Source organism: Parasphingopyxis algicola (assembly GCF_013378075.1).
Taxonomy (GTDB): domain Bacteria; phylum Pseudomonadota; class Alphaproteobacteria; order Sphingomonadales; family Sphingomonadaceae; genus Parasphingopyxis; species Parasphingopyxis algicola.
Genome location: NZ_CP051131.1, coordinates 964950 through 988746, shown reverse-complemented (window position 1 = coordinate 988746; position 23797 = coordinate 964950). Strand labels below are relative to the sequence as shown.

Annotated in this window: 26 protein-coding genes; 10 read left to right on the top strand and 16 right to left on the bottom strand. The window is 64.0% G+C overall.

Going from position 1 to position 23797, the window contains the following annotated elements:
* Positions 1-18: 18 nt before the first annotated feature.
* Genes HFP57_RS04915 through HFP57_RS04905 form a run of 3 tightly spaced genes read right to left on the bottom strand, consistent with a single transcriptional unit; the run spans position 19 to position 3121 of the window.
* Positions 19-867 carry a class I SAM-dependent methyltransferase gene (locus HFP57_RS04915; RefSeq protein ID WP_176868745.1) on the bottom strand — a complete coding sequence of 283 codons (849 nt, stop codon included), beginning with the start codon at positions 865-867 and terminating at the stop codon, positions 19-21.
* A complete protein-coding gene (ubiB, locus tag HFP57_RS04910; protein WP_176868744.1) occupies positions 852-2390 on the bottom strand; it encodes a 2-polyprenylphenol 6-hydroxylase in 1539 nt (512 codons plus the stop codon). The genes HFP57_RS04915 and ubiB overlap by 16 nt, the downstream gene beginning before the upstream one ends.
* Complete coding sequence (locus HFP57_RS04905) at positions 2387-3121, bottom strand: class I SAM-dependent methyltransferase (RefSeq protein WP_176868743.1); 735 nt, start codon at positions 3119-3121, stop codon at positions 2387-2389. Before HFP57_RS04905 ends, ubiB begins: the two co-directional genes overlap by 4 nt.
* 77 nt (positions 3122-3198) lie before the next feature.
* On the opposite strand from HFP57_RS04905, the gene mutM reads away from it, so the two are divergent.
* From mutM to dnaA, 3 genes are all read left to right on the top strand, one after another.
* On the top strand, positions 3199-4011 hold the full coding sequence (mutM, locus tag HFP57_RS04900) for a bifunctional DNA-formamidopyrimidine glycosylase/DNA-(apurinic or apyrimidinic site) lyase (RefSeq protein WP_176868742.1): 813 nt from the start codon (positions 3199-3201) through the stop codon (positions 4009-4011).
* 106 nt (positions 4012-4117) lie between these two features.
* Positions 4118-4381, top strand: coding sequence for a 30S ribosomal protein S20 (gene rpsT, locus HFP57_RS04895; RefSeq protein ID WP_176868741.1), 264 nt, complete (start codon positions 4118-4120; stop codon positions 4379-4381).
* A gap of 475 nt (positions 4382-4856) precedes the next feature.
* Entirely contained in the window at positions 4857-6233 is a 1377-nt protein-coding gene (dnaA, locus tag HFP57_RS04890; RefSeq protein WP_425500737.1) for a chromosomal replication initiator protein DnaA, read from the top strand.
* Positions 6234-6304: 71 nt separating this feature from the next.
* On the opposite strand, the gene HFP57_RS04885 is transcribed toward dnaA, so the two are convergent.
* From HFP57_RS04885 to secB, 4 genes are all read right to left on the bottom strand, one after another.
* A complete protein-coding gene (locus tag HFP57_RS04885) occupies positions 6305-6961 on the bottom strand; it encodes a DUF4136 domain-containing protein (protein WP_176868739.1) in 657 nt (218 codons plus the stop codon).
* 100 nt (positions 6962-7061) lie between these two features.
* Entirely contained in the window at positions 7062-8060 is a 999-nt protein-coding gene (gene trpS / locus HFP57_RS04880) for a tryptophan--tRNA ligase (protein ID WP_176868738.1), read from the bottom strand.
* The gene (gene murJ, locus HFP57_RS04875) at positions 8060-9658 is read right to left on the bottom strand and encodes a murein biosynthesis integral membrane protein MurJ (RefSeq protein ID WP_176868737.1); all 1599 of its coding nucleotides are present in this window, start codon (positions 9656-9658) and stop codon (positions 8060-8062) included. Before murJ ends, trpS begins: the two co-directional genes overlap by 1 nt.
* A 42-nt stretch (positions 9659-9700) precedes the next feature.
* Positions 9701-10213: a protein-export chaperone SecB gene (gene secB, locus HFP57_RS04870; protein ID WP_176868736.1), complete on the bottom strand. Its 513-nt coding sequence runs from the start codon at positions 10211-10213 to the stop codon at positions 9701-9703.
* Between the two features lie 139 nt (positions 10214-10352).
* Between secB and HFP57_RS04865 the strand changes: the two genes are divergently transcribed.
* The 5 genes from HFP57_RS04865 to HFP57_RS04845 all read left to right on the top strand — a co-directional run bounded on the left by HFP57_RS04865 (position 10353) and on the right by HFP57_RS04845 (position 15236).
* Complete coding sequence (locus HFP57_RS04865; RefSeq protein WP_176868735.1) at positions 10353-11774, top strand: serine hydrolase domain-containing protein; 1422 nt, start codon at positions 10353-10355, stop codon at positions 11772-11774.
* A 91-nt stretch (positions 11775-11865) separates the two neighbouring features.
* The gene (locus HFP57_RS04860; RefSeq protein WP_176868734.1) at positions 11866-12522 is read left to right on the top strand and encodes a Tim44/TimA family putative adaptor protein; all 657 of its coding nucleotides are present in this window, start codon (positions 11866-11868) and stop codon (positions 12520-12522) included.
* Entirely contained in the window at positions 12519-13685 is a 1167-nt protein-coding gene (gene mltA, locus HFP57_RS04855) for a murein transglycosylase A (RefSeq protein ID WP_176868733.1), read from the top strand. Before HFP57_RS04860 ends, mltA begins: the two co-directional genes overlap by 4 nt.
* Positions 13686-14210, top strand: a complete 525-nt coding sequence (locus HFP57_RS04850; protein ID WP_176868732.1) for a Smr/MutS family protein — start codon at positions 13686-13688, stop codon at positions 14208-14210.
* 66 nt (positions 14211-14276) lie between these two features.
* Positions 14277-15236, top strand: a complete 960-nt coding sequence (locus HFP57_RS04845; RefSeq protein ID WP_176868731.1) for a DUF4350 domain-containing protein — start codon at positions 14277-14279, stop codon at positions 15234-15236.
* A 22-nt stretch (positions 15237-15258) separates the two neighbouring features.
* On the opposite strand, the gene HFP57_RS04840 is transcribed toward HFP57_RS04845, so the two are convergent.
* Positions 15259-16128 (bottom strand): ATP-grasp domain-containing protein, encoded by an 870-nt coding sequence (locus HFP57_RS04840; protein ID WP_176868730.1) that lies wholly within the window; start codon positions 16126-16128, stop codon positions 15259-15261.
* Positions 16129-16139: 11 nt separating this feature from the next.
* Positions 16140-17270 (bottom strand): succinyl-diaminopimelate desuccinylase, encoded by a 1131-nt coding sequence (dapE, locus tag HFP57_RS04835; RefSeq protein ID WP_176868729.1) that lies wholly within the window; start codon positions 17268-17270, stop codon positions 16140-16142.
* 49 nt (positions 17271-17319) lie between these two features.
* Here dapE and HFP57_RS04830 point away from each other — a divergent pair, with 49 nt between their 5' ends.
* Positions 17320-17775 (top strand): cupin domain-containing protein, encoded by a 456-nt coding sequence (locus tag HFP57_RS04830; RefSeq protein ID WP_176868728.1) that lies wholly within the window; start codon positions 17320-17322, stop codon positions 17773-17775.
* A gap of 132 nt (positions 17776-17907) precedes the next feature.
* Here the strand turns inward: HFP57_RS04830 and HFP57_RS04825 are convergent, their stop codons facing one another.
* From HFP57_RS04825 to HFP57_RS04795, 7 genes are all read right to left on the bottom strand, one after another.
* The gene (locus HFP57_RS04825; RefSeq protein ID WP_176868727.1) at positions 17908-18570 is read right to left on the bottom strand and encodes a glutathione S-transferase family protein; all 663 of its coding nucleotides are present in this window, start codon (positions 18568-18570) and stop codon (positions 17908-17910) included.
* Between the two features lie 27 nt (positions 18571-18597).
* Entirely contained in the window at positions 18598-19233 is a 636-nt protein-coding gene (gene yihA, locus HFP57_RS04820) for a ribosome biogenesis GTP-binding protein YihA/YsxC (RefSeq protein ID WP_176868726.1), read from the bottom strand.
* Positions 19234-19243: 10 nt separating this feature from the next.
* Positions 19244-20965 (bottom strand): membrane protein insertase YidC, encoded by a 1722-nt coding sequence (gene yidC / locus HFP57_RS04815; RefSeq protein ID WP_176868725.1) that lies wholly within the window; start codon positions 20963-20965, stop codon positions 19244-19246.
* A 43-nt stretch (positions 20966-21008) separates the two neighbouring features.
* A complete protein-coding gene (gene yidD / locus HFP57_RS04810) occupies positions 21009-21221 on the bottom strand; it encodes a membrane protein insertion efficiency factor YidD (protein ID WP_176868724.1) in 213 nt (70 codons plus the stop codon).
* On the bottom strand, positions 21218-21559 hold the full coding sequence (gene rnpA, locus HFP57_RS04805) for a ribonuclease P protein component (RefSeq protein WP_176868723.1): 342 nt from the start codon (positions 21557-21559) through the stop codon (positions 21218-21220). Before rnpA ends, yidD begins: the two co-directional genes overlap by 4 nt.
* A gap of 17 nt (positions 21560-21576) precedes the next feature.
* Positions 21577-21711 (bottom strand): 50S ribosomal protein L34, encoded by a 135-nt coding sequence (rpmH, locus tag HFP57_RS04800; RefSeq protein WP_176868722.1) that lies wholly within the window; start codon positions 21709-21711, stop codon positions 21577-21579.
* A gap of 92 nt (positions 21712-21803) precedes the next feature.
* Positions 21804-22109, bottom strand: a complete 306-nt coding sequence (locus HFP57_RS04795; protein ID WP_246263371.1) for a hypothetical protein — start codon at positions 22107-22109, stop codon at positions 21804-21806.
* Positions 22110-22233: 124 nt separating this feature from the next.
* On the opposite strand from HFP57_RS04795, the gene HFP57_RS04790 reads away from it, so the two are divergent.
* The gene (locus HFP57_RS04790; protein WP_176868721.1) at positions 22234-23742 is read left to right on the top strand and encodes a YifB family Mg chelatase-like AAA ATPase; all 1509 of its coding nucleotides are present in this window, start codon (positions 22234-22236) and stop codon (positions 23740-23742) included.
* Positions 23743-23797: the final 55 nt, after the last annotated feature.

Sequence of the window (23797 nt, the reverse complement as noted above, 5' to 3'; positions counted from 1 at the left end):
CGGAGCGATATTGTCGAGTCATCGCGGCGATGGCGGTTTCCATTCTACGGCGTCGATCCCGTCGAGCGTCAGCGGACGTTCGAGCTTGAAATCCATCGTTGCATATCTGCGATCGACGACAGCGCCGTGCTTTTCCGCGAGCTCGACGAGCGGCCAGTAGAATTCCTCGGTACCGGTCGGTCCGTCGGATTTGTTGAGGCCGATGAACAGCTCCGCCGGATAATCGAGATGATGGGCGCAAAGATGGCGGATGAAGCCTGCCCATTCCGGCAATCTCCAGCGTCTGGACCGATCCTCGAACACATCGAATACCTGGCCGTTGATGACGATCAGGTCGAACTTTCCGATCGCGGCCGGCAATGCTTTGCCCAGTTCCACCGCGCCCTCGACCCTGTCGATCCCGAACAGTGCGAGCAGGTCGCGATAATGATCGGGCTCCGGCATGTCGAAGGCGAGCGTCCGATGGCCATAGGCCTTGGCGATAGCGAGGAACTGACCGCCGCCCGATCCGATATCGAGAATCGAGCAGGGCGGCCGGCGGTCGAGATCGAGCAGCCTGACGAGGCGCGAATGGATCATGAACCAGGGAGCGAGATCGAGATATTTCGTCGTCGCGCGTTGGTCGTTTTCGCGAATCTGCGCGGCATATTTCTTTTGCAGTGCCGCATAGCGCTCCGGATCGATGCTTTCGGCCACGCGGTCGTAGATTGCGATTTGACGCGGGTCGTCGATGACGGTCCGCCATGCTGCGAGGCGCTCGCCCAGCGGTTCGAGCGGTTTGTATATGACGCCGCCTTTGTCCGGCCTTTGCGGCTTCTCCGCCTGATCTTTCAGCAGCTTGCGAAACCCATTCACGCTAAAAACCAAAACCAACTCCCTGCCAAACCGAGGCCGGCGCCCAACATCGCGACCAGCCAATATCTCCATCCATTTCCGATCGTCACGACCTCGACTTCCCGCAAGGGCGGCGTCGGGGGCGCGGCCCCGCGATTCGGAATCTCCGCTTCCAGTCGCCGGACCAGTTCCGGAAACCGCGCCAGCGTGTTGAGATCGTCCCTGATCCGGTCGGCGATCGCCGCCTCCGGCCCCAACTCGCTGCGAAGCCATTCGCCGACGAAGGGCTTGGCCGTTTCCCACATGTTGATATCGGGATCGAGGCTGGTCGCCACGCCTTCCACCATCACCATGGTCTTCTGCAGCAGCAGCAGATGCGGCTGCGTCGGCATGTCGAAATCGCGGGTGATGCCGAACAATCCGTCGAGCATCTGCCCGATCGAGATGTCCTTTACCGGCAGTCCGCGTATCGGTTCGCCGACCGCGCGCAGCGCCGTTGCAAACTCGGCGACATCGTGATGCGGCGGCACATAGCCGGCCTCGAAATGGATTTCGGCCACGCGGCGATAATTGCCGGTGATCAGGCCGTAGAGAATCTCCGCCAGCCAGAGGCGCGCGCGACGGTCAACCCGACCCATGATGCCGAAATCGATCGCGCCGATCTTGCCGTCGGGCAATACGAAAAGATTGCCTTGGTGAAGATCGGCGTGGAAAAAGCCCTCCGAAATCGCCTGCCGCAAAAAGGCGCGGACGAGTTTCGTCGCCAACGCCTTGCGGTCATGGCCGGCGGCGTCGAGCGCTTTCCGATCGGAGATCTTGATCCCGTCGAACCATTGCAGCGTCATGACCCGCCCGCCGGTCCGCTGCCAGTCGATCTCGGGAATGACGAAATCGGGCTCGGCTTCCATGCCGTCGGCCAGTTCCGATGCGGAGGCCGCTTCGCGCCGCAGATCGAGTTCACGCGCGGTCCAGCGCTTGAAGGTTTCGATGGTCAGGCGGGGGCGAAGCCGGGCGAGCTCGCCGCCCATCGCCTCGACTTGCGCTGCCGCCCATTCATAGGTTTCGATATCCCGCGCGAATATCTTCTCGATGCCCGGACGCAGAACCTTGATCGCGACGGTCCGGCCATCGGTCGTGACCGCCTTGTGGACCTGTGCGATCGAAGCCGCGCCGACCGCTTCGGGCTCGATGCTCGCAAACAGCTGGTCGATCGGCCGGTCGAACGAGCGGGCGATGGTCTCTTCGATCTGTTCGAACGGGACGGGCGGCAACCGGTCCTGAAGCCGCAACAGGTCGTGCGTCGCTTCCTCGCCGACCAGGTCCGGGCGTGTCGCGAGGGTCTGGCCGAGCTTGATCGCCGCTGGCCCGATCGCCTGCAAAGCGTCGGCATAGGCGGGCTGTCTGGGAACCCGGGCGCCGAAGCGCGCGATGCGGATCATGCGTTTGACCGGCGCCGGCGTGAGCGGATCGCGTTCGATTCCGCTCAGCGCGCCATGCCGCGCGAGCGTCCGGCCCCATTTCAGCAGCCGCCAGATATGCGTGCGCGGACGGGTCAAATCCGATAGCCGCTATGGATGGCGACCAGGCCGCCCAGCATCGGCTCTACCGTGCATTGGACGAAGCCCGCCTCTTCGATCATCGTCTTGAAGCGTGCCATGTCGGGGAAGCGGCGGATCGATTCGATCAGATAGCGATAGCTGTCTTCGTCCTTGGCCAGCGCTTGGCCGATCTTGGGCACGATCCTGTGGGAATAGAGATCGTAGGCTTCGGCAAAGCCCGGCCACAGCGTCGTCGAAAATTCGAGGCAGAAAAATCGGCCGCCGCGTTTGAGCACCCGATGCGCTTCCATGAGGGCCTTTTCGATATGGGTGACGTTCCGGATGCCGAACGCGATCGTATAGGCATCGAAGCTCTTGTCGGCGAAGCTCAACTCTTCGGCGTTTTCCTGCGCCCAGACCAATCCGTCGATCCCCCGCTTATCCGCCCTATCCATGCCGATCTGCAGCATTTCGGCGTTGATATCGGCGACCGTTACCGCGGCGTCCGATTTCGCGAGGCGGAAGGCAATGTCGCCCGTCCCCCCGGCCATGTCGAGAATCGCCTCGCCGGCGCGCGGCTTCACCCGGCGGACGAACCGATCCTTCCACAGCCGGTGCATGCCGCCAGACATGGCGTCGTTCATCAGGTCGTAGCGCGCGGCGACGTTGGAGAAGACCCCGCCGACGCGGCGCGTCTTTTCGTCGGGCGCTATGTCTTCATAGCCAAAGGAAACGTTTTCTTCGTTCATGCTCGTTCGCCAGATGGGAAGGCTTGTTCCTCTAGCCAAGCCTTGCCGCGCCCGCAAACGCATCTTAGCTGCAAGACATGCCTGAGCTTCCCGAAGTAGAGACGACTGTCCGCGGTCTGGATCCCGTGCTGCGGGGGCAGAGGCTTGCGCTGGTCGAACCGCGGCGGCCCGATCTCCGGCGCCCGATCCCGCCCGATCTGCGCCAGCGCATGACGGGAGCCACGGTGACGGGACTGAGCCGCCGCGCGAAATACGGCCTCATCCATACCGATCGGGGCGATACGCTGATCTTCCATCTCGGCATGTCGGGCCGCTGGCGGCTCGAGCCGGACGAGATCGGCGCGCATGATCACCTTCTGGTCGAAACGGCGTCGGGACGACGCCTGTCGCTCAATGATCCGCGGCGGTTCGGTTCGCTCGATCTGGTGCGTACCGATTCGCTTGCCGCGTTCCCGCCCTTCGCGAAACTCGGGCCCGAGCCGCTGGGTCCCGACTTCACGGCGTCCTATCTGGCCGCCGCCTTTGCCGGCCGGTCCGGCCCGGTCAAATCGCTGTTGCTCGATCAGCATGTCGTGGCGGGTCTCGGCAATATCTATGTCTGCGAGGCGCTGCATCAGGCGCGGATCGCACCGGGCACTGCGGGGAGGCGCATCCGGGCGGCGCGATTGGAGCGGCTCGTGTCGGCCGTGCGCGAGATTATCGCCGCGGCGATTGACGCCGGCGGGTCGAGCCTGCGCGATTACGCCCAGCCCGATGGCGAACTGGGTTATTTCTTCAAGCGGTGGCGGGCCTATGGCCGGGAAGGGGAATCATGCGGGTGCGGCGGCCCGATCAGACGGCGAGTCGATGGCGGCCGTTCGACCTTTTACTGCCCCCGATGCCAGCGTTGAAATCTTGTCTCTCCACTTGACCTCAGGCGCCGTCATAGCTAGGTGCCATGCGCTTTCGGTGCGGCAGGTGCTGCACCTTTTTATTTTGACATGATCGAGGTTTATTATGGCCAACACGCCGCAGGCCAAGAAACGTATTCGCCGTAACAATCGGCGCGCTGTTGTGAACACCAATCGCGTGAGCCGCATCCGCACCTTCATCAAGCAGGTCGAGTCGGCCGTCGAAGCCGGTGACAAACAGCAGGCAACCGAAGCGCTCCAGGCCATGCAGCCGGAATTGGCGCGCGGTGTTTCCAAGGGCATCTTCCACAAGAATACCGCCGCGCGGAAACTGTCGCGGCTCTCGAAGCGCATCGCCGCGATCAAATAACCGCGTTTCGCGAGCGCGACCGGGCCAGTCGATACGGACGGTGACCGGGAAAAATTTTTTTCAGAATCGTTACACTTGGAATCTCAACGAGTCGCGCGAATTCGGAATCGTTTGCGCAGCGTAATGGTTCGTAAAAAATACAATAAAACCAATACGATAAGGGTCAATAGGACGAGACTGGCAGCTCTCCGTGTCAACCCCAATTATTTCATTTTTTTGACGGCGCACCCCCTTGCTTTGGGCGCATTAACAATTCATCAAACAGTCTCTCGGCCGGTAGCGATTCTTCCCGGCCGACACAGTCGCCAGGAAAGAGTGCGATGCGAAAATGGGGATTTTCGCTAGACCTTTTTTGTGTCCGACGACTGGCGAGACCCAGACTGAAACAAGAGTCGGGCTTGCTGAGGATAGAGATGCGTAAGGGGAGGGTTGTTGCGTGCGGCATGATACAGGTCTCGAAGATACTGACACCGACATCGTGAACACGCACGAACCTTTCGAAGCGGCTTGGGAAGCGATCCGGAACGGCCTGCGACGCGATCTCGGCGCCCGGACTTTCGATCATTGGCTGAAGCCCATGAAGCTGATCGGCTTCGACGAAGAGGCTGGTCAGGTTCGACTCGAACTGCCTTCGCATTTCATGGCGGACTGGGTTCGCGAACATTATTCCGATCGTCTCCGCTATGCATGGCGCGCGACCGTGCCGAGTGTCCGCGAAATCGATATCGTCGCCGCCGAAGGCGCTTCGCGTCCGGCCCTGTTCATCGTTGGCGAGGAGGATGTCCTGCCGCCGACCGAACAGCTCTCCGGCACCAGCGGCGACAGCATCGGGACGCCGCTCGAGAATCGCTATGTCTTTTCGAACTTCGTCACCGGAACGGCCAATGAGGTGGCCTTCAACGCGGCGCGCATGATGGCGGACGCCGGCGTGCCGATGTTCAGTTCGCTCTATATCCATGCCGGCACGGGGCTCGGCAAAACGCATCTTCTGCATGCCATCGGCCACGAGTTCCTGCGGCAAAAACCGCGCTCGAACGTGCTCTACATGTCGGCCGAAAAGTTCATGTACGAGTTCGTTTCGGCGATGCGCGAAAAGGATACGATCGGCTTCAAGCAGAAGCTCCGCTCGGCGGATCTGCTGCTTGTCGACGATGTCCAGTTCATCGCCGGCAAGGAAGCAACGCAGGAAGAATTCTTCCATACAATCAACGAGATAATCGCGACCGGCCACCGCTTGGTGATCAGCGCCGATCGCCCGCCGCACGAGCTCGGTGCCGTCGACAAGCGGATCGCGTCGCGGCTCGCCGGCGGGCTCGTCACCGATCTGCGCCAGCCCGATCTCGATCATCGCCGCCGCATCGTCGGCCACAAGCTCGCGCAGATGCCGCAGGCGGACATGCCGCAGGACGTCGCCGATTTTCTCGCCCAGCGTTTCTCGGCAAGCATCCGCGAACTCGAAGGCGCGCTGACCCGGGTCGTCGCCTATTCGCTGCTTTCGAAGCGGCCGATCGATCTCGCCTTTGCGCAGGAAACGCTCGCCGATCTGTTGCGGCATTCGCAGCGCCGGATCACGATCGACGAAATCCAGCGCAGCGTCTGCGAGCATTACGGGATCCGCCATGCCGAGATGACGTCGGCGCGGCGCGCCCGCGAAGTCGCGCGGCCGCGCCAGGTTGCCATGTATCTGGCGAAGCGGCTGACGCCGCGATCACTGCCCGAGATCGGGCGGCGCTTCGGCGGCCGCGATCACACGACGGTGATCCACGCGATCAAGCGGATCAAGGAATTGCGCGCCGCGGACAGCGAGCTCGATTCGGATGTCCGCTCGCTGCTGCGCAAACTCGAAAACTAGACGCCGGACAGCAAAACGGCGCCGCTCCCTCCTGGGAACGGCGCCGTTTCTCTTTTCCGTGACAGTGCGCGTTAGCGGTCCTCGGGAGGCAGCACCGTGATTCGCACTTCCTCGCCGGAATTGCCGGGGAAGTTGGTGAACATGGCTTCGACCAGATTGGGCACCAGTTCGGTCAGCGCATCGTTGCGGGACCGGGCCCGCGCGCGACCTTCGAACACCGGCTCGCCATCCGCGATCCGCGCGATCCGGAGGTCGAGTTCACTCGTGTAGAGCGTGTAGCTGCGCACGCGGGGATAGCCGAACCCGCTGTCGAAGAACGGATCGTACCAGCCGTAATAATAGGGCGAGCGCCATCTCAGCCGGCTGTAATAGGGGCTGTAGAAGAGCGAGCGATGCCCCCAATATCCGCGGTAGGAGCCCGGCGTTGTCACGATCCGTTCGCGCCCATCGTCGACGCCGTAGTCCATGGTGACGACGAGCGTGGCGTCCTGAGGCGAGTTTGCCGGCGTATAGCCATAGTCGCCGAGTTCGGCCGACACGAGATTGGCGTAGGTGGCGAATTCGAGGCTGTCGGCTTTGCCCTCTTCGGCGGGCTGGATGTAGAAACTCTGGCCCTGCGGAGCGGGCATCTGCTGGAAGCGCGCCACATCGGCCCGGAAGGGCGTTGTGCAGGCCGCGACGGCAAGCAGCGCGAGCGGCGCGGCCAAAGCGAGAATTTTCCGTGACATGACAAGTCTCCGAAAGCGATTACACCATCGATATAATAACTTGCAGGAATATACCAACGCGCATGAACGAGAATTGAACGTTAGGTGAACATGACAATTGTTAACGGCCGCTGAGCAGACCCAGCGCGCGGTACGCATCCGCGAGGACGGGCGCTCCTGCCACCGCGGCCTTTTCCGCTCCGGCTTCCAGAATGGAATCGATGGCCGTGGTATCTTTCCTCAGCATATTGAACCGCTCGGAAACGGGCTCGAGCACCGAAACTGTCAAATCCGCAAGCGCTGGCTTGAAGTCGCCGAAACCCTTGCCGGCGAATTCGTTCAGCACGGCATCGGGGGCCATGTTCGAAAGCGCCGCGTAAATCGCGACCAGATTGCGCGCTTCGGGTCGGCCTTCGAGGCCGTCCATCGTTTCGGGGAGGGGATCGGGATCGGTCCGGGCCTTGCGGACCTTCTTGGCGATCGTGTCGGCATCGTCGGCAAGATTGATCCGGCTCATGTCGGACGGATCGGACTTGGACATTTTCGCGGACCCGTCGCGCAGCGACATGATCCGCGCCGCCGTCTTGCCGATATAGGGTTCGGGCAGGATGAAGGTCTCGGTCCCCGTGTCGAAGTTGAACTTTTCGGCGATGTCGCGCGCGAGTTCGAGATGCTGCTTCTGGTCCTCGCCGACCGGCACATGGGTCGCGCGATAGAGCAGCACGTCCGCCGCCTGGAGCACGGGATAGGCGAACAGCGCGATCGAGGAGCCCTCGCGATTCTTGCCGGATTTCTCCTTGAACTGGGTCATGCGATTGAGCCAGCCCATCCGCGCGGTGCCCGAAAGCAGCCATTGCAGCTCGGCATGGGCGGGAACGCGCGCCTGGTTGAACAGGACCGCACGGTCCGGATCGATGCCCGAAGCGATCAGCGCGGCCGCCATCTCGCGCGTACTCGCGCTGAGCTCGGCGGCATCGGTCGGCAGCGAGATCGCGTGGAGATCGGCGAGGAAGAACAGGCACTCGCCCTCATCCTGCATCTTCACCCAGTTCACGATCGCGCCGAGATAATTGCCGAGATGGAGATTGCCGGTGGGCTGGATGCCGGAAACGACGCGCATCAACTTGTAGCCTTTCGCTTGAGGAGCAACGCGATCTTGGATCGATCGATGGCGCCGGTGAGCGCCGCGGCGCCGAAATAGACGAGCATTCCGGCGCTGACCAGTGCGGCGATGGAGACGACGCGCTCGATCACGCTGCCACCGAACCAGTCGCTCAACGGGGGGACGAGATAAAGGAGCAGGGCGGCCATCGCACCCGTCGCCAGCAACTGGCTGAACAGCCGCCGGATCAGTCCCGTGTCGAGCCGGTAATAGCCGCGTTTCCACAGGATCGTGTAGAGTATGGCGACGTTGAGCCAGGCGCCGATCGCAGTCGCCGAGGCGATGCCGACAATACCGAGACGATCGATCAGCAGCGCGTTGAAAGTGATGAAGAAAATGAGCACGATCGCCGCCGCGTAGACCGGCGTGCGTGTGTCCTTGCGCGAGAAAAAGGCCGGGGTCAGCACCTTGATCAGCACATAGGCCGGGAGCCCGGCGACAAGCGCGGTGAGGACGTTGCTCGTGATCCGCGCATCCTCGGCATCGAATTGCCCGCCGAGGAAAAAGGCGTTCACAAAGGCCGGCGCGCAAATCATCAGCGCGGCCGCCGCCGGGAAGGTCAGCAGCATCGCGAGTTCGATCGCGTTGGACTGGACCCGGTCGGCTTCGGCCTTGTCGTCGGCGCCGATATGGCGGGAGAGGGCGGGGAGGATCGCCGTGCCCAGGGCGATACCGATGACGCCCAATGGCAACTGGTTCAACCGGTCGGCGAAGTTGAGATGGCTGACCGAGCCGCTGGGCAGCTGGGTCGCGAAGAACAGCTGGACGAGCTGGCTGATCTGATAGACGCCCGCGCCGAACGCCGCCGGCAGAATGATGACGCCGAGTTCGCGCACATCCTTGGTCAGGCGGGGGCGGCGCAGGCGCAGTTTGAAGCCGCTGCGCTTCGTCCAGAACCACAGCCAGAGCAGCTGGACGACACCGCCGAGGGCGACACCGCCGGCAAGGAAATAGGCGACAACAATGTCTTCGCCATCGGGACCCCGGACATAATCGCCGATCAGGATCGACGCGTCGTCGCCGATCAGCAGCGCCGCGATCAGCACGAGGTTGAGCAGGATCGGAAAGCTCGCGCCCGCCGCGAAGCGCGACATGGAATTAAGGATCGCGGCGAGCAGCGCGACCATGCTGATCAGGAAGAGATAGGGAAAGGTGATCCGCGCCAGCGCAATGGTGAGCTCGAACTTGCCCGGCACCTCCTGAAAGCCGCTCGCCATCAGCCAGATGATCGCCGGCATCGCGATCTCGAACAGCGCGACGAACAGGATGAGGACCGGCACGAAGACCGAGACGACTTCGCTCGAAAAGCGTTCGGCCTCCACAAGCTCGCCGTCCTTGCCCAGCTTGCGACTGAACAGCGGTACGAAAGCCGCCGCGAAGGCGCCCTCCGCGAACAGCCGCCGGAAGATATTGGGCAGCTGGAACGCGACGAAAAAACTGTCGGCCGCCATGCCCGGCCCGAGAATCCGGGCCAGCAGCATATCCCGCACGAACCCGGCAATGCGGCTGACCATGGTCAAGCCGCCGATCGTCCCGGTTGCCCGGATCAGATTCATGGCGTCCGGCCGGCCCCTGTGCCTGGCCCGCTCATCGCCGGATCAGGCCTGGCCGAGCTGCGAATCGATATCGACATTGTCCGAACCGCCCTGCGCCATCTGGGCCTTTTGCTGCATGTAGAGCGCGGCGAAGTCGATCGGCTCGAGCATCAGCGGCGGAAAGTTGCCGTCGCGAACGGTGTCCGCCAGGATGCGCCGGGCGAAGGGAAAGAGGATGCGCGGCGCCTCGACCAGAAGGAATGCCTCGCGTTGCTGATCGGGTATGTTCGAGAGCGCGAACAGCCCGGCATAAGCGAGTTCGACCTGAAACGCCGTGCCCTGTTCGAGCTTGGCGCTCACATCCATTTTCAGCATGACTTCCCAAACGCCTTCGCCCGCGGCGTCGCTGCCGATATTGAACTGGACGTCGATTTTCGGCGTTTCATTGGCCTGATAGATGCCCGGCGAGTTCGGGTTTTCGAAGGAGAGATCCTTCACATATTGCGCCAAGATATTCGCGCTGGGCGCGTCTCCGGCTGCGGATTGGTCGGGAGCGACACCCTGTTCGTCGGCCATAGTCGTAAACCTCAAATAAAAGACTGGAAAAGAGCGCATGATAGCGCGGGTTTCGGCATGCCCGCTAGCAGCAGGGCGCGAACAGGGCAATGGTTCGGACCGCCTTGTCAGGGGAAAGGCGAGGCGGCACTGTGCGGCCATGGCCTATCGCACGTTCACTATCGGATTGTTCGCCCTGATCGCGGCCGGAGGCACGGCGCATGCCCAGAATGACGATCATTCGCCGCACGATCTGGCGATCGCCGCGGGCTACAAGGCGGCCTTTCTGTGCAGCGGCATCTTCAATGCGGGGCAGACGGAGGCCGAAGTCGCGGCCGACGATCTGACGCGGATCTACCCCGGATACCGCTCGCTGATCGACAGCCTGCCGGCCGCAATCGATCGCGAGCGTCAACGCGTATCCGTGCGCTTCGCGGACGATATGCCGCCGCGGGTGGCGCAGTGGCGGCCGCATCTGGGCTGCGCGCAATTGCCGACCGGCGCCGATCCGGAGGGCGAAATCCGGCCACCGGGGCTGGCGGTCGAGCTCCACATGCGTGACCTGTCCGGAATCGATGTCTTGCCGTGGCCGCAGGGCGATGCCGCTGCTTTGCGCGCACTCCCGGCCGGCGAGGAGGCCGCGCTCGATGCCCTGCTCGGTGCGGCGCTGGACCGGATGACCTATGGCGAAGGCACCGAGACCACCGCGGTGCTCGTCGTGCAGAACGGCCACATCGTCGGCGAGCGCTATCGGACGGGCTATAATATTCACCGGCCGCAACGGACCTGGTCGGTCGCCAAGAGTATCGCGGCCACCGTGATCGGACGAGCCGTCCATCAGGACATCGTCGATCTCGAAGAACCGGCGCCGGTGCCCGCATGGCAGACACCCGGAGACCCGCGCGCAGCGATCAACTGGCACCATCTGCTCCATATGAGCAGCGGCTTGTGGAGCCCGTTCGCGGGCAACCGGACCGATGACGTGTATTTCGGCGGCCAGCTTGTTACCGATTCGATTCCGGGCCTGCCGCTCGAGGCGGCGCCCGGTACGCGCTGGCGGTATGCGAATAACGATACGTTGCTGGCGATGCGCGCCTTGCGTTCGGCGCTGAGCGATGGGGAGCGGGCGCTTGCCTATCCCTTTACCGAACTGCTCTGGCGCATCGGCATGACCCGGACCACGCCGGAAACCGACTGGCAGGGCAATTTCATCCTTTCGAGCCAGGTCTGGACGACGGCGCGCGATCTGGCGCGGCTGGGATTGCTCTATCTGAACGATGGCGTGTGGCAGGGTGAACGGCTGCTCCCCGAGGGATGGTCCGCCTATGTCGCGACTCCGGCTCCCGATCAGCCGACGGGGCGGGGCGGTGTCGGCTATGGCGCGCAATTCTGGCTGTTCGGGCGCGAACAGGACCTTCCGGCGGGAACCTATGCGGCGATGGGCAATCGCGGCCAATATGTGATGATCGTGCCGGAGCGTAACATCGTGATCGTACGCCGCGGATTCGATGCCGTTGGCGATGGTTCGCGGTTCGATATCGCCGCTTTCAGCCGCGACGTGTTGACCGCTCTGGCCGATTGATGGTGCGAAAAGCGGACGTGCGGGCCATTCCCTATTTGAAACGCGCTCCACTGACGCCTATGTAGGGGCGGCAGTTTTGAGTGGAGGCCTTGTGGTCGAGATTATTCTTCTGGCGATGGTTGCGGTATTTGTCGGCTTGCGCCTGTTTAGCGTCCTCGGTCAGCGGACTGGGCACGAACAGGAACCGCGCATGCCGCGGCCGGTCGAAGCGCCGCCGAAACTCACCCCTGTTCCCCAAAGCGTTCCAGACATCGCACCGGCTGCCGAAGCCGAGGCCGACGGCCTTGTCGCGCCCACCGCCTCCGCCGGCATTCGTAAGATTTCGTCTGCCGACTCGTCGTTCGAGATCAACGAATTCCTGATCGGCGCGCAGGCGGCCTATCGGATGATCCTGGAGGCTTTCTGGAAAGGCGATCGGGACGATCTCTCGCATCTCGTGAGCGAAGAGGTTCTCGCATCCTTCGATGCGGCGATCGACGCGCGCGAAGCGGAAGGTCATGTCCTCGACAACCGGCTCGTCGCGATCGAGCGGACGCAGGTCGAAAAGGCCGAGTTCCGGTCGGGCACGGCACGGATCACGTTGCGCTTCGATGCCGATATCGCCGGCGTTACCCGTGACAAGGACGGCGAAGTGATCGCCGGCTCTTTGTCCGATGCCGTGGAGACGCACGATATCTGGACGTTCGCGCGCAACGTGCGCGATGCCGATCCCAACTGGCTGCTGGTCGAAACCGACGAGGCCGCGTGACGACGGGTCGGGGCGCATGCGCGCTCCTGCTCTCCCTCGCGCTGACGGCCTGTGCCGGGATCATTCCGGTCTCACCCGAACGAGCGTCGCGGCCCGCGCCAGCAGAGCCGCAGGTTCCGCCTCCTGAGACATCGCCGGACGTGCCCGTCAGCGGCAACGCGGCAAGCCAGGGGATTCGCCCCGGCCCTGCCGTCGCGTCGCTCGACATCGAGCGCGATCAGGCGGTACGCGCGCTGGCCGCATTTCGCATATCCTGCCCCTCGGTTCTGAACCGGGAGGAACGGACCGGACTGACGGCGACAAGCGACTGGATCGAGCCATGCCGCGCCGCCGAGAGCTGGAGCGGCGATGCGGTCCGCTTTTTCGCCGAGCATTTCCGCGCGGTCGAAGTCGGTTCGGGCCGAGCCTTTGCCACCGGTTATTACGAGCCCGAAATTTCCGCCGCTCGCGAACGGCGGAACGGCTATGACTGGCCGGTTTACGCCGTTCCGGCCGATATGCCGGAGGCCTGTACCGGCGATTGCGATCCCCAGCTCGAAACGTTGACGCGCGCGGCGATCGAAAGCGGCGCGCTCGCCGGCCAGGGCCTCGAAATCGCCTGGGCGGAGGACCTGGTCGATCTCTATTTCCTGCAGGTGCAGGGTTCGGGCATCCTGCGTCTGCCCGATGGCGATCCGATGCGGATCGGCTATGCGGGCACCAACGGCTATCCCTATACGAGCATCGGCCGGCTGATGCGCGAACGCGGCCTGCTCGAAAACGGCCAGACCACGGCGGAGGGTATCGCCGACTGGTTGCGCGAGAATCCGGAGCAGGGCCGCGCGATCATGCAGCAAAATCCCCGCTACATCTTCTTCACCGAGCTGGACGGCCCCGGACCGCTCGGCTCGCTCGGCCGCCCGGTCACGCCGCGCGCCACGGTCGCCGCCGATCCCGATTTCGTGCCGCTCGGCGCGCCGGTGTTCCTGGATCTCGAACATGACGTCGCCGACGGTCTGTGGGTCGCGCAGGATACCGGCAGCGCGATTCGCGGCGCGAACCGGTTCGACACCTTCTGGGGGGCGGGCGACGACGCCTATCGGATCGCCAGCGGCATGGCGAGCCGGGGGCAGGCCTATATCCTGATCCCCGCCGCATCCGCCGCAAGGCTGCGCGCCGACTAGGTGGCGAAACGCACGCTCAGCGCGGACGAGCAGGCGCTCTGGGCCAAGGTCATCGAAAGCGTCGAACCGCTCGACAGGCAGCCGAGACCCGGCAGTCCGCCGTCGCGTAGCACTGAGCGGTCCGATCTCTCCGCGTTCGCGGTTCCGAAACTGCCGGAGCGGAAATCCGCGCCGGGCCCCGGCACGACGCTCGATGCGAGCTGGGACCGCAAGCTGACGCGCGGCCGGGCCGAACCCGACTTCACGATCGACCTTCACAGCCACAGCCTTTCTTCGGCTTACGACCGCCTCGATCGCGCGCTCGGTCAGGCGATCGCGTCGCACGCCCGCATCGTTCTCCTGATCACCGGGCACGCGCCCAAGGGGGAGGGACCCGTGACCCGCGGCAAGATTCGCGCGGCGGTCGGCGACTGGCTGGCCGCCTCGCGTCACGCCCCGCACATCGCCGCCGTGCGCGGCGCCCATCCCCGACATGGCGGACGGGGCGCGCTCTATATCGTGTTGCGGCGAAGACCGTCGGAGTGATCGCATAGCTTGTCTGCCGCACAAATTACGCTATTTGTCGTAATTCTGTTCGGCAGGAGTTGGATTATGGATGTGAAGCTGCGGGCCGTTCGCGCGCCGGTCGTTGCGTTGGTCATGATGGCCGGTCTGGTGTTCGCGGCGTTTCCGGCGCTGGGCCAGGATTCCGAGGACGATCCATGGCGGCCGACAGTCGAGAATCCCGCCTATGCCGAAGGGGAGGGGCCGCTCGTCCTCGTCGATGAAGCGCATGGCAATTATCACACGATAGACGGCAATTTTCAGGCCTTCGCCGAATTGCTCCGGAACGACGGGCTTCGCGTCCAAGGCTCGGATCAGCCGATTACCGCCGACCTGCTCGAAAATGCGGACATCTTCGTCATCGCCAATGCCATGTCCGGCGGGCACGACGCGGAATGGCATCTGCCCATCCCCTCGGCGTTCAGCGCGGAGGAAATCGCGGTCCTCGATCGATGGGTGAGCGACGGCGGGGCGCTGCTGCTGATCGCGGATCATATGCCGTTTCCCGGCGCCGCGGCCGAGCTTGCCGAGGCTTTCGGCGTGATATTCATCAACGGGTTCGCCCGGGGCCCCGAGCCGGACACGCGGACCCTGACCTTCGACCTGTCTTCGGGACTGCTGGCCGACCATCCGCTGATACGCGGACGCAATGACGCCGAAGCCCTGGATTCGGTAACGAGCTTCACCGGACAGGCATTCCGCACAGTCGCGCCGGTCGAGGTCCTGATGCGGATGCCCGACGACTGGATCGTCCTGCTTCCGAGCGAAGCCTGGGAATTCGAAGACGATACGCCGCAGGTTTCGGCGCGGGGGCTGATCCAGGGCGCGGTGTTGCGACATGGATCGGGCCGGTTTGCAGTGTTCGGCGAAGCCGCCATGTTTACGGCCCAGAGCCGGGTTCGGGATGGCGAGACGGTCCGGGTCGGGATGAACTCGCCCGATGCGCCGAACAACCGACAATTCGTCCTGAATGTCATGCGCTGGCTGTCGGGGCTGATCGGAGACTGATCGGCGTCGCCGCACCGGCCGATCAGGATAACCGTCGGACGAGTGCATCGTGGATGCGCGGCCCCAGCCCCTTGCCCTGAAGCGGATACAGAAAAGGCTCGATCAGCTCCAATTCCATGAGCAACAGGTCGCCATCCGCGCCCCGCACCATATCGACACGGGCATACAGGGGCGCGTCCTCAAGCGAATCGATCACGGCCGCTGCGCCCGCCATATCGCCGGGGCTCGGGCTATGGGCGCGTTCGCGGCCGCCATAGGAGGATTGGATCCGGTAATCGCTCTCGGCCGCCGATTTCACGAGCGCATGCGAAAAGTCGCCATCGATGAATATAAAGCTCAGCTCCCCTTCGGTCCGGATCGCGGGAAGGAAGGTTTGCGCCATCATCGGATGCGGCATGGCCGGAACCGGGTCGCCGCGCTTCAGCCGAAACTGGCCCTCGGCATTGGCGCCGACCTGGCGCTTGAGGACGATATCGTCGCTGCCGAGCGCATCGAAGGCCTGCCGCACGTCCGTTTCGCCGGAGGTGTCCAGCCATAGCGTCGGGACGGTCCGCACGCCGTCCGCCTCGAGGTCGCGCAGATAGGTTTTGCGGCTGTTCCAGCGAACCAGCGTGCTCGGATTGAAGAGCCGGGTTTCGCTCTCGATATGCGCGAGACGCGCGAGAAAGGCATCGGGCCTGTCCTGATAGTCCCATGTCGATCCGATGAGCGCGGCATCGAATTCCGACCAGTCGACCGTCGCATCGTCCCAGCTCATCGCCGCGATCTCGTGCCCGTGCAGCGCGAACGCGTCGGAGAGACAGTCGGCCATCTGGTCATGCTCGAACGCGTCCGGCCTGCGTTCCGGCGAATCGGGAAGGGTCAGCTCACAGGCAAGATAGGCGACGCGCATCGTTCGGTTATCTAGCTCAGCGCGCGGCGCAGCACGCCCTGGTAGATATCGACAAGCTTGTGGACGTCCGCGATCGCGACGGCTTCGTCGAGCTTGTGCATAGTCGCATTGAGCAGGCCGAATTCGACGATCGGGCACAAGACGTGCAGGAACCGCGCGTCCGACGTGCCGCCGCCGGTCGACAGGTCCGGCGTTACGCCCGTCGCCTCCGCGATCGATGCGGAGACCAGATGGGTCAGCGGTCCGGGTTCGGTCAGAAAGGCTTCGCCCGAGACCATCGCCTTGAACCGGGCGCCGGGGGCCTCTTCCTCGACGATCGCGCGGACTTGTTCGACCAGCGCGTCGCCGGTGTGGTGCACGTTGAAGCGGATGTTGAGCCTCAGATGCGCCTCGCCGGGAATGACGTTCGACGCCGGATTGCCGACATCGACGGTGACGACTTCGAGATTGGACGGCTGGAACCACTCGTCGCCATCGTCGAGATCGAGCTCGTGCAGCCGGGTGCCGATCCGGAACAACCGCGTGATCGGATTGTCGCCCTCGTGCGGATAGGCGACATGCGCCTGCTTGCCGACGATATCGATCCACATATTGACCGAACCGCGCCGGCCGATCTTGATCGTGTCGCCGAGCCGGTTCTGGGAGGTCGGCTCGCCGACAAGAATCATGTCGGGATGGAGCCCGCGTTCCGCCATCCGCGTCATCAGCGCGCGGGTGCCGTGCACGGCCGGACCTTCCTCGTCGCCGGTGATGATGAAGCTGAGCGTACCGGGCAGGTTACCGGCCCGCTCTAAGGCCGCGACAAAGGCCGCGATCGATCCCTTCATGTCGACCGCGCCGCGGCCGTAGAGGAGATCGCCCTTGATCTCCGCCATGAACGGATCGCTGGTCCAGCCCTTGCCCGGCGGCACGACGTCGGTGTGCCCGGCAAAGGCGAAATGCGGACCGCCCGATCCCCGGGTGGCGAGCAGGTTGGGCACTGGCCCATGGGGCGCATCGCCCGACACCATATGCTCGACCGCGAAACCGAGCCCTTCCAGCGTCTTCCCGAGCAGCGCCTGCGCCCCGCCTTCTTCGGGCGTTATGCTCGGACAGGCGATCAGGTCCTTCAGCAGCTCTATCGGCTCGATTGCATCACTCATGGCGGCGGGTGTAACCGGGCTGCATCCCGTTGCCTAGCTGGAGTCCGCCATGCCCAAGCTCGATCTCGATGCCGTCCCGCAGACCAATGCGACCGGCTATCCGCCCGAATATGCGAGCCAGGTCCAGGAACGCTGGTATCGAAGGCTGGCGCCGCCCGGCAGGCTCGAAGATTTCGGCGTCAGCCATGTCGAGCTGAAGCCCGGGGCCTGGTCGGCCCAACGGCATTGGCACGAGGAGGAAGACGAGTTCGTGATCATGCTGGCGGGCGAGGCGGTGCTCGTCGACGATTCGGGCCGTACGCCGATGCGCCCCGGCGATTGCGCGGCCTTCCCGAAGAATGACGGCAACGGTCATGTGCTGATCAACGAGAGCGATAAGAGCTGTTTCTTCATCGCTATCGGCAGGCCCGCCGCCAGCGACTGCCACTATCCGGACATCGACATGCATCTGGAGAATGGCCGCGGATTCCGCCGCAAGGACGGGAGCGACTTCGACTGGGGCTGAGTATCAAATTTTCTGGCTATTCCTTATCGTCATTGCAAGGAGCGGAGCGACGAAGCAATCCAGAGCCGCAAGCGCCATCGTCAACCGCTCTGGATTGCTTCGCTACGCTCGCAATGACTCAAAAACTGAACGCTATTCGGGCGCTTCCTCGAACCGTTCGATCGTCCAGGGCTCTTCCTGCGCCGCTTCGATCCATTCGCGCACCCAACTGTGCCCGAGTACGGCCTGGACATAGCCTTGCGCGAAGGGCGGCAGCTTGACCGAATAGGTGCCGAGCCGTGTGCAGACCGGCGCATACATGATGTCGGCCGCGCAGAAATCGCCGAACAGGAACGGGTTTTCCCCGCCATAGCGAGCGCGCGCCTGCGCCCAGGTTTCCAGGATCCGGCCGAGTTCGGCACCAACCTCGCTGCTGAACGCCCGCGGCGGAAAGATCTTGCGGACGTTCATCGGCATGTCGCGGCGCAGATTGGGAAAGCTCGAATGCATTTCGGCCGCCATCGAGCGCGCCATGCCCCGCGCGCTTTCGTCCTTCGGCCAGAACCGGTCCCGCCCGACCTTATCGGCCAGCCAGTCGATGATCGCGAGGCTGTCCCAGACGACCGTATCGCCGTCCCAGAGCACGGGCACCTTGCCCGACGAGGCAGCGAATTCGTTGCCCTCGCGCCGCTTTTCCCAATCCTCGCCGTAGAGCGGGACCGTGACTTCCTCGAACGATACGCCCGACTGTTTGAGTGCCAGCCAACCGCGCATCGACCAGGACGAATAGGCCTTGTTGCCGATGATCAGTTTCATGCGTCGCCTTTCCGGGATCCGAGCGTGTCAGCCGATGGCTTGGATAACCTCTTTGCGCAGTTCGTCCACACCCAATCCGCTTTCGCTGGATGTCGCGAGAATATCCGGATGGGCGGCGGCGTGGCCCTTGGCCTGTTCGGCGAGCGTCGCTTGAGTGGTGGCGAGGGCCTTGTCCTTCAGCTTGTCGGACTTGGTCAGCACGATCCGGTAGCTGACCGCCGCCTCGTCGAGCATCTCCATCAGTTCGCGGTCGATATCCTTCAGGCCGCGGCGGGCGTCGACCAGAATCAGGGTGCGCTTGAGGGTAGGGCGCCCGCGCAGGAAATCGTTGATCAGGTGGCGCCAGCGTTTGGCGACCTGCGGCGGCGCCTTGGCGAAGCCGTAGCCGGGCATGTCGACCAGCCGGAACTGCGGCGGATCGCCGACTTCGAAGAAATTGAGCTCCTGCGTCCGGCCCGGCGTGTTCGATGCCCGGGCCAGCCCCTTGCGGTTGGTCAGCGCGTTCAAAAGCGTCGACTTGCCGACATTGGAGCGCCCGGCAAAGGCGACTTCCGGCAGGTCGGCATCGGGCAGGAACTCGAGGCTCGGCGCCGATTTCAGGAAGTCGATCGGCCCGGAAAAAGTCTTCCGCGCCATTTCCTCCAAGGCGGCCTGGTCGGTCATTCCCCGCCCTTCATTCCTGCGCCATCTTCGCCTGCTCCTTCAACCGCGGATCGCGGCTGTAGAGCCATTTCTGCTGGGCGATGGTGAGGATGTTCGAGGTCACCCAGTAGAGCTGCAGGCCGGCGGCGAAGGGCGCCATGATGACCATGAACACCCAGGGCATGATGCCGAAGATCTTCTGCTGGGTCGGGTCCATCTGCGCCGGATTGAGCTTGAACTGCAGCCACATGGTGATGCCGAGCAGGATCGGGAGGATGCCGATCGCCAGCCAGCTCGGCGGCGTGAAGGCGAGCAGCCCGAACAGGTTGACCGGGGTCAGCGGATCGGGCGCGGACAGATCCTGCAGCCAGAGCGCGAAGGGCTCGTGCCGCATTTCGACCGACAGCATCAGCACCTTGTAGAGTGCGTAGAAGATCGGGATCTGCAGGAAGATCGGCAGACAGCCCGCGAGCGGATTGACCTTCTCGCGCTGGTAGAGAGCGAGCACCTCCTGCTGCATCTTCGGCTTGTCGTCCTTGTAGCGATCCTGGATCTCCTTCATTTTCGGCTGGACGGCGCGCATACCGGCCATCGAGGAGAATTGCTTCTGCGCGATCGGGAACATCAGCCCGCGCACGACGAAGGTCATCAGGATGATCGCGACGCCGAAATTGCCGACGGTCATGAACAGCCAGTGCAGCAGGTAGAAGATCGGCAGTTCGAACCAGTAGAACCAGCCCCAGTCGATCGAGAGATCGATCTGGTTGAGGCCTCGCTCCACCTCATAGCGTTCGAGCAGCAGCGTTTCCTTCGCGCCGGCGAAAAAGCTGGTGCTGCTGGTAATCGCGCGGCCCGCCGGAACGACCGCCGGCGCATTGGTGAACACCGCCTGATAGCGGTCGCCGCTAAGCGGCACGAAGGCCGCGTCGGCCGTGTCTCCCGCGCCGGGGACGAGTGCCGTCAGCCAGTATTTGTCGTTGAAACCGAGCCAGCCATTGGAGACGCTGAACCGCTCGCCCTGCGTTCCGGCGTCGCGCACATCGTCATAATCGATATGGTTGAGATCGTCGGCCCAGAAGCCGGCCGGGCCGGTGTGGATGAGCCAGGTGTCGGGATCGGGCGATTCGCCTGTGCGGGTGATCAGCGCATAGCTGCGCGCGCTGACCGGCCCCTCGCCGACATTCGAGATCCGCTGATCGACCGAGAAGAGGAAATTCTCGTCGACCTCGAGGATGATCTCGAACAGCTGGCCCGTGCCGTTCCGCCACTGCATCGTGACCGGGCTGCCCGGTGCCAGCGTCTCGCCATCGGCCTGCCACAGCGTGTCGCCGTCGGGGGTTGCGATATCTTCGCTCGCCCAACCGAAATGGGCGTAGTTCGCCGCTTCGACGCCTTCGGGCGTCAGCAGCCGGATCGGCGGAGAATTGTCCTCGATCGTCTGGCGATAATCGAGCAGTACGAGATCGTCGATCCGCGCGCCGCGCAGGTTGATCGAGCCTTCGAGACGCGGCGTTTCGACGACGATGCGGTCGCCGCGCGATTCGGCCAGCACGTCGGACAGAGCACGCAGCGCGGCCGGAGAATCCGGTGCGGGATCGGCTTCGGGATTCGGCAGGACCACCTGTTCGCCATCGACGAATTCGGTCGACGGTTCGGTCGCGGTCGGCGCGATCTGCTCCGACAGGAAACTCCAGCCAATCAACACCAGCGCCGAAAGCACGATCGCCAGGATCATGTTGCGCGAACTATCCACTGTAATTCCCCCCAAAGGAATTTTTCATATCTTCAATCTCGTTTTACGGAACCGGATCGTGACCCGACCCGCCCCAGGGATGGCAGCGCAGGATTCGCCGAAGCGCGAGCCAGCTGCCTTTGAATGCTCCATAGCGCGACCATGCCGTGATCGCATAGGCCGAACATGAAGGTTGATACCGGCAGGTCGGCGGGAGGATCGCCGACGGGCCAATCTGCCAGAGACGGGCAAGGCCGATGAACAGTTTCGCGATCATGATCGCACGCGATCGAGCGCTTTCGACAGTTCTCCGCGCAGCGAATCGAAATCGCGCTCGACGCCGCCCTTGCGGCCGATCAGCACATGATCGGCGCCGGCTATGCCTTGGGTCGGAAGGACTTCCCGGCCCAGCGCCCGGAACCGCCGTTTCATGCGGTTGCGAACGACGGCGCCGCCGATCTTCCGGGTTACGGTAATGCCGAGACGGATCGTGTCGTCGCCGTCCTCGCGCTCGCGGACGAGCAGAACGAATCCGGGCATGGCCGCGCGCTTGCCGCTATTCGCGGCGAGAAAATCGCGTCTTTTCGTTAGCGTCGCCACACGCGGCGCAGACATTGCGCTCTGGGGGGCGCTTAGGCGGACAGCTTCTTGCGGCCCTTGGCGCGGCGCGAGCGCAATACGTTGCGGCCGCCTACGGTCGCTTTGCGGGCCCGAAAACCATGCCGCCGCTTGCGCACGAGATTGCTCGGCTGAAAGGTGCGCTTCATCGCTCATTTCCTCAAAAACTGGAACAAAAAGGGCCGCGCCTTGCGGGCGGCCTCAAATCTGGTCGCGGTGCTAGTCGAAGAGTCCGTCAAAGTCAATCAGCGTCGCGGTTTTCGCGCTTGCGGCGGATGCGCCGGATCGCGCTCTTGCGGCGCATCGCCCAGTCGACCCATTCGCCCTTTTTCGGATGCCGGTTCTTGAGCCGCGCATAGAAGCGCCGGACGATCGCCGAATTTTTGAGCATCAGTGCGAAACCGATCGCGAAAACGAAGATGCCGCCGGGACCGGGCAGCAGTCCGACGATCGGCGCCGAGGCCACGAGCAGGCCGCCGAATACCGTCAGGACGAAACGGATACCGGCGCGTTTGTCGGGTTGCTTGGCGATGACGTCGTTTTCCACAATTCTCAACTGGGTACGCGACCGCCTTTGGGCAAGATGTGTGACGGAATGAGGGCATGGTCTCGACTCTTGCGGTGGGCCGTGCAAAAAAGAGAACAAACAGGGAATATAGGGAGGCTTGCGGATGGTCGCTCACGTCGCGACGACCGCCTATCTGGGGCTCGAGGCGCGCGCCGTGGAGGCGCAGGTTCAGATCGCGCCCGGCGTGCCCGCTTTCAATCTGGTAGGATTACCAGACAAAGCAGTGGCCGAGAGCCGCGAACGCGTGCGCGCGGCGATTTCGGCGATCGGGCTGGCGCTGCCACCCAAACGGATCACGATCAACCTCTCGCCGGCCGATCTTCCCAAGGAAGGATCGCATTACGACCTGCCGATCGCGCTCGGGCTGCTGGGCGCGATGGGCGTGATCGATGCGGAAACCCTGGCCGGCTATGTCGTCGTCGGCGAGCTCGGGCTCGACGGGCGGGTCGCGCCGTCGCCCGGCGTACTGCTCGCCGCGCTTAACGCGTCGTCGCGCGATCTTGGACTGGTCTGTCCCGAGGCGCAGGGTCCGGAGGCCGCCTGGGCAGGCGACGTCGAGGTGATCGGCGCGCCCGACCTTCTCGCGCTGCTCAACCATTTCAAGGGCACGAGCCAGCTCGCTGCGCCGGCGCCGGGGGATGTCGAGGAGCCGGTGGCGGGCCCGGATCTCGCCCAGGTGAAGGGCCAGGAAACCGCGAAGCGCGCGCTCGAAATCGCCGCGGCGGGCGGCCACAACCTGCTGATGTCCGGGCCGCCCGGCTCCGGCAAATCGCTGATGGCGGCCTGTCTGTCCGGCATTCTTCCCGAACTGACGGCGGCCGAGGCGCTCGAAGTGTCGATGGTGGCCAGCGTTGCCGGGACGCTGGAAGGCGGCAAGCTCGCGCGCAACCGGCCCTATCGCGCGCCGCATCATTCGGCATCGATGGCCGCGCTGGTGGGCGGCGGGCTCAAGGTGCGGCCGGGCGAGGTGAGCCTCGCGCATCTCGGCGTGCTGTTCCTCGACGAACTGCCCGAATTCCAGCGTCCCGTACTCGATTCGCTGCGCCAGCCGCTCGAGACGGGAACCGTATCGATCGCCCGCGCCAATGCGCATGTCAGCTTCCCGGCGCGCGTCCAGCTCGTCGCGGCGATGAACCCGTGCCGCTGCGGCCATCTCGGCGATGCCGCGCTCGCCTGTTCGCGCGCGCCCAAATGCGCGGCCGACTATCAGGCGAAGATTTCCGGCCCGCTGCTCGACCGGATCGATCTGCATGTCGACGTGCAGGCCGTGTCCGCCGCCGATCTCACGCTTCCGCCGGCGGCCGAAGGATCGGCCGAGGTTGCGAAACGGGTAAAGGCGGCGCGCGCGATCCAGACCGCGCGCTATGCCGACGAATCCGTCCGCACCAATTGCGAGGCGGACGGCGAACTGCTCGACAGCGTGGCGACACCGGACGAAGCCGGACGGACGTTGCTGGGCCATGCCGCCGAGGCGATGCGGCTGACCGCGCGCGGCTATTCCCGTGTCCTGCGTGTCAGCCGCACCATTGCCGATCTTGCGGGCAGCGAAGAGGTAGGCCGTTTGCATGTCGCCGAAGCGTTGAGTTATCGAAGGCAGCCGCCGCGGAGTTAACTACTCTTCCAGCGACATGTGTATCAGTGATCTGGCCAAATTGTCCGGGATATCA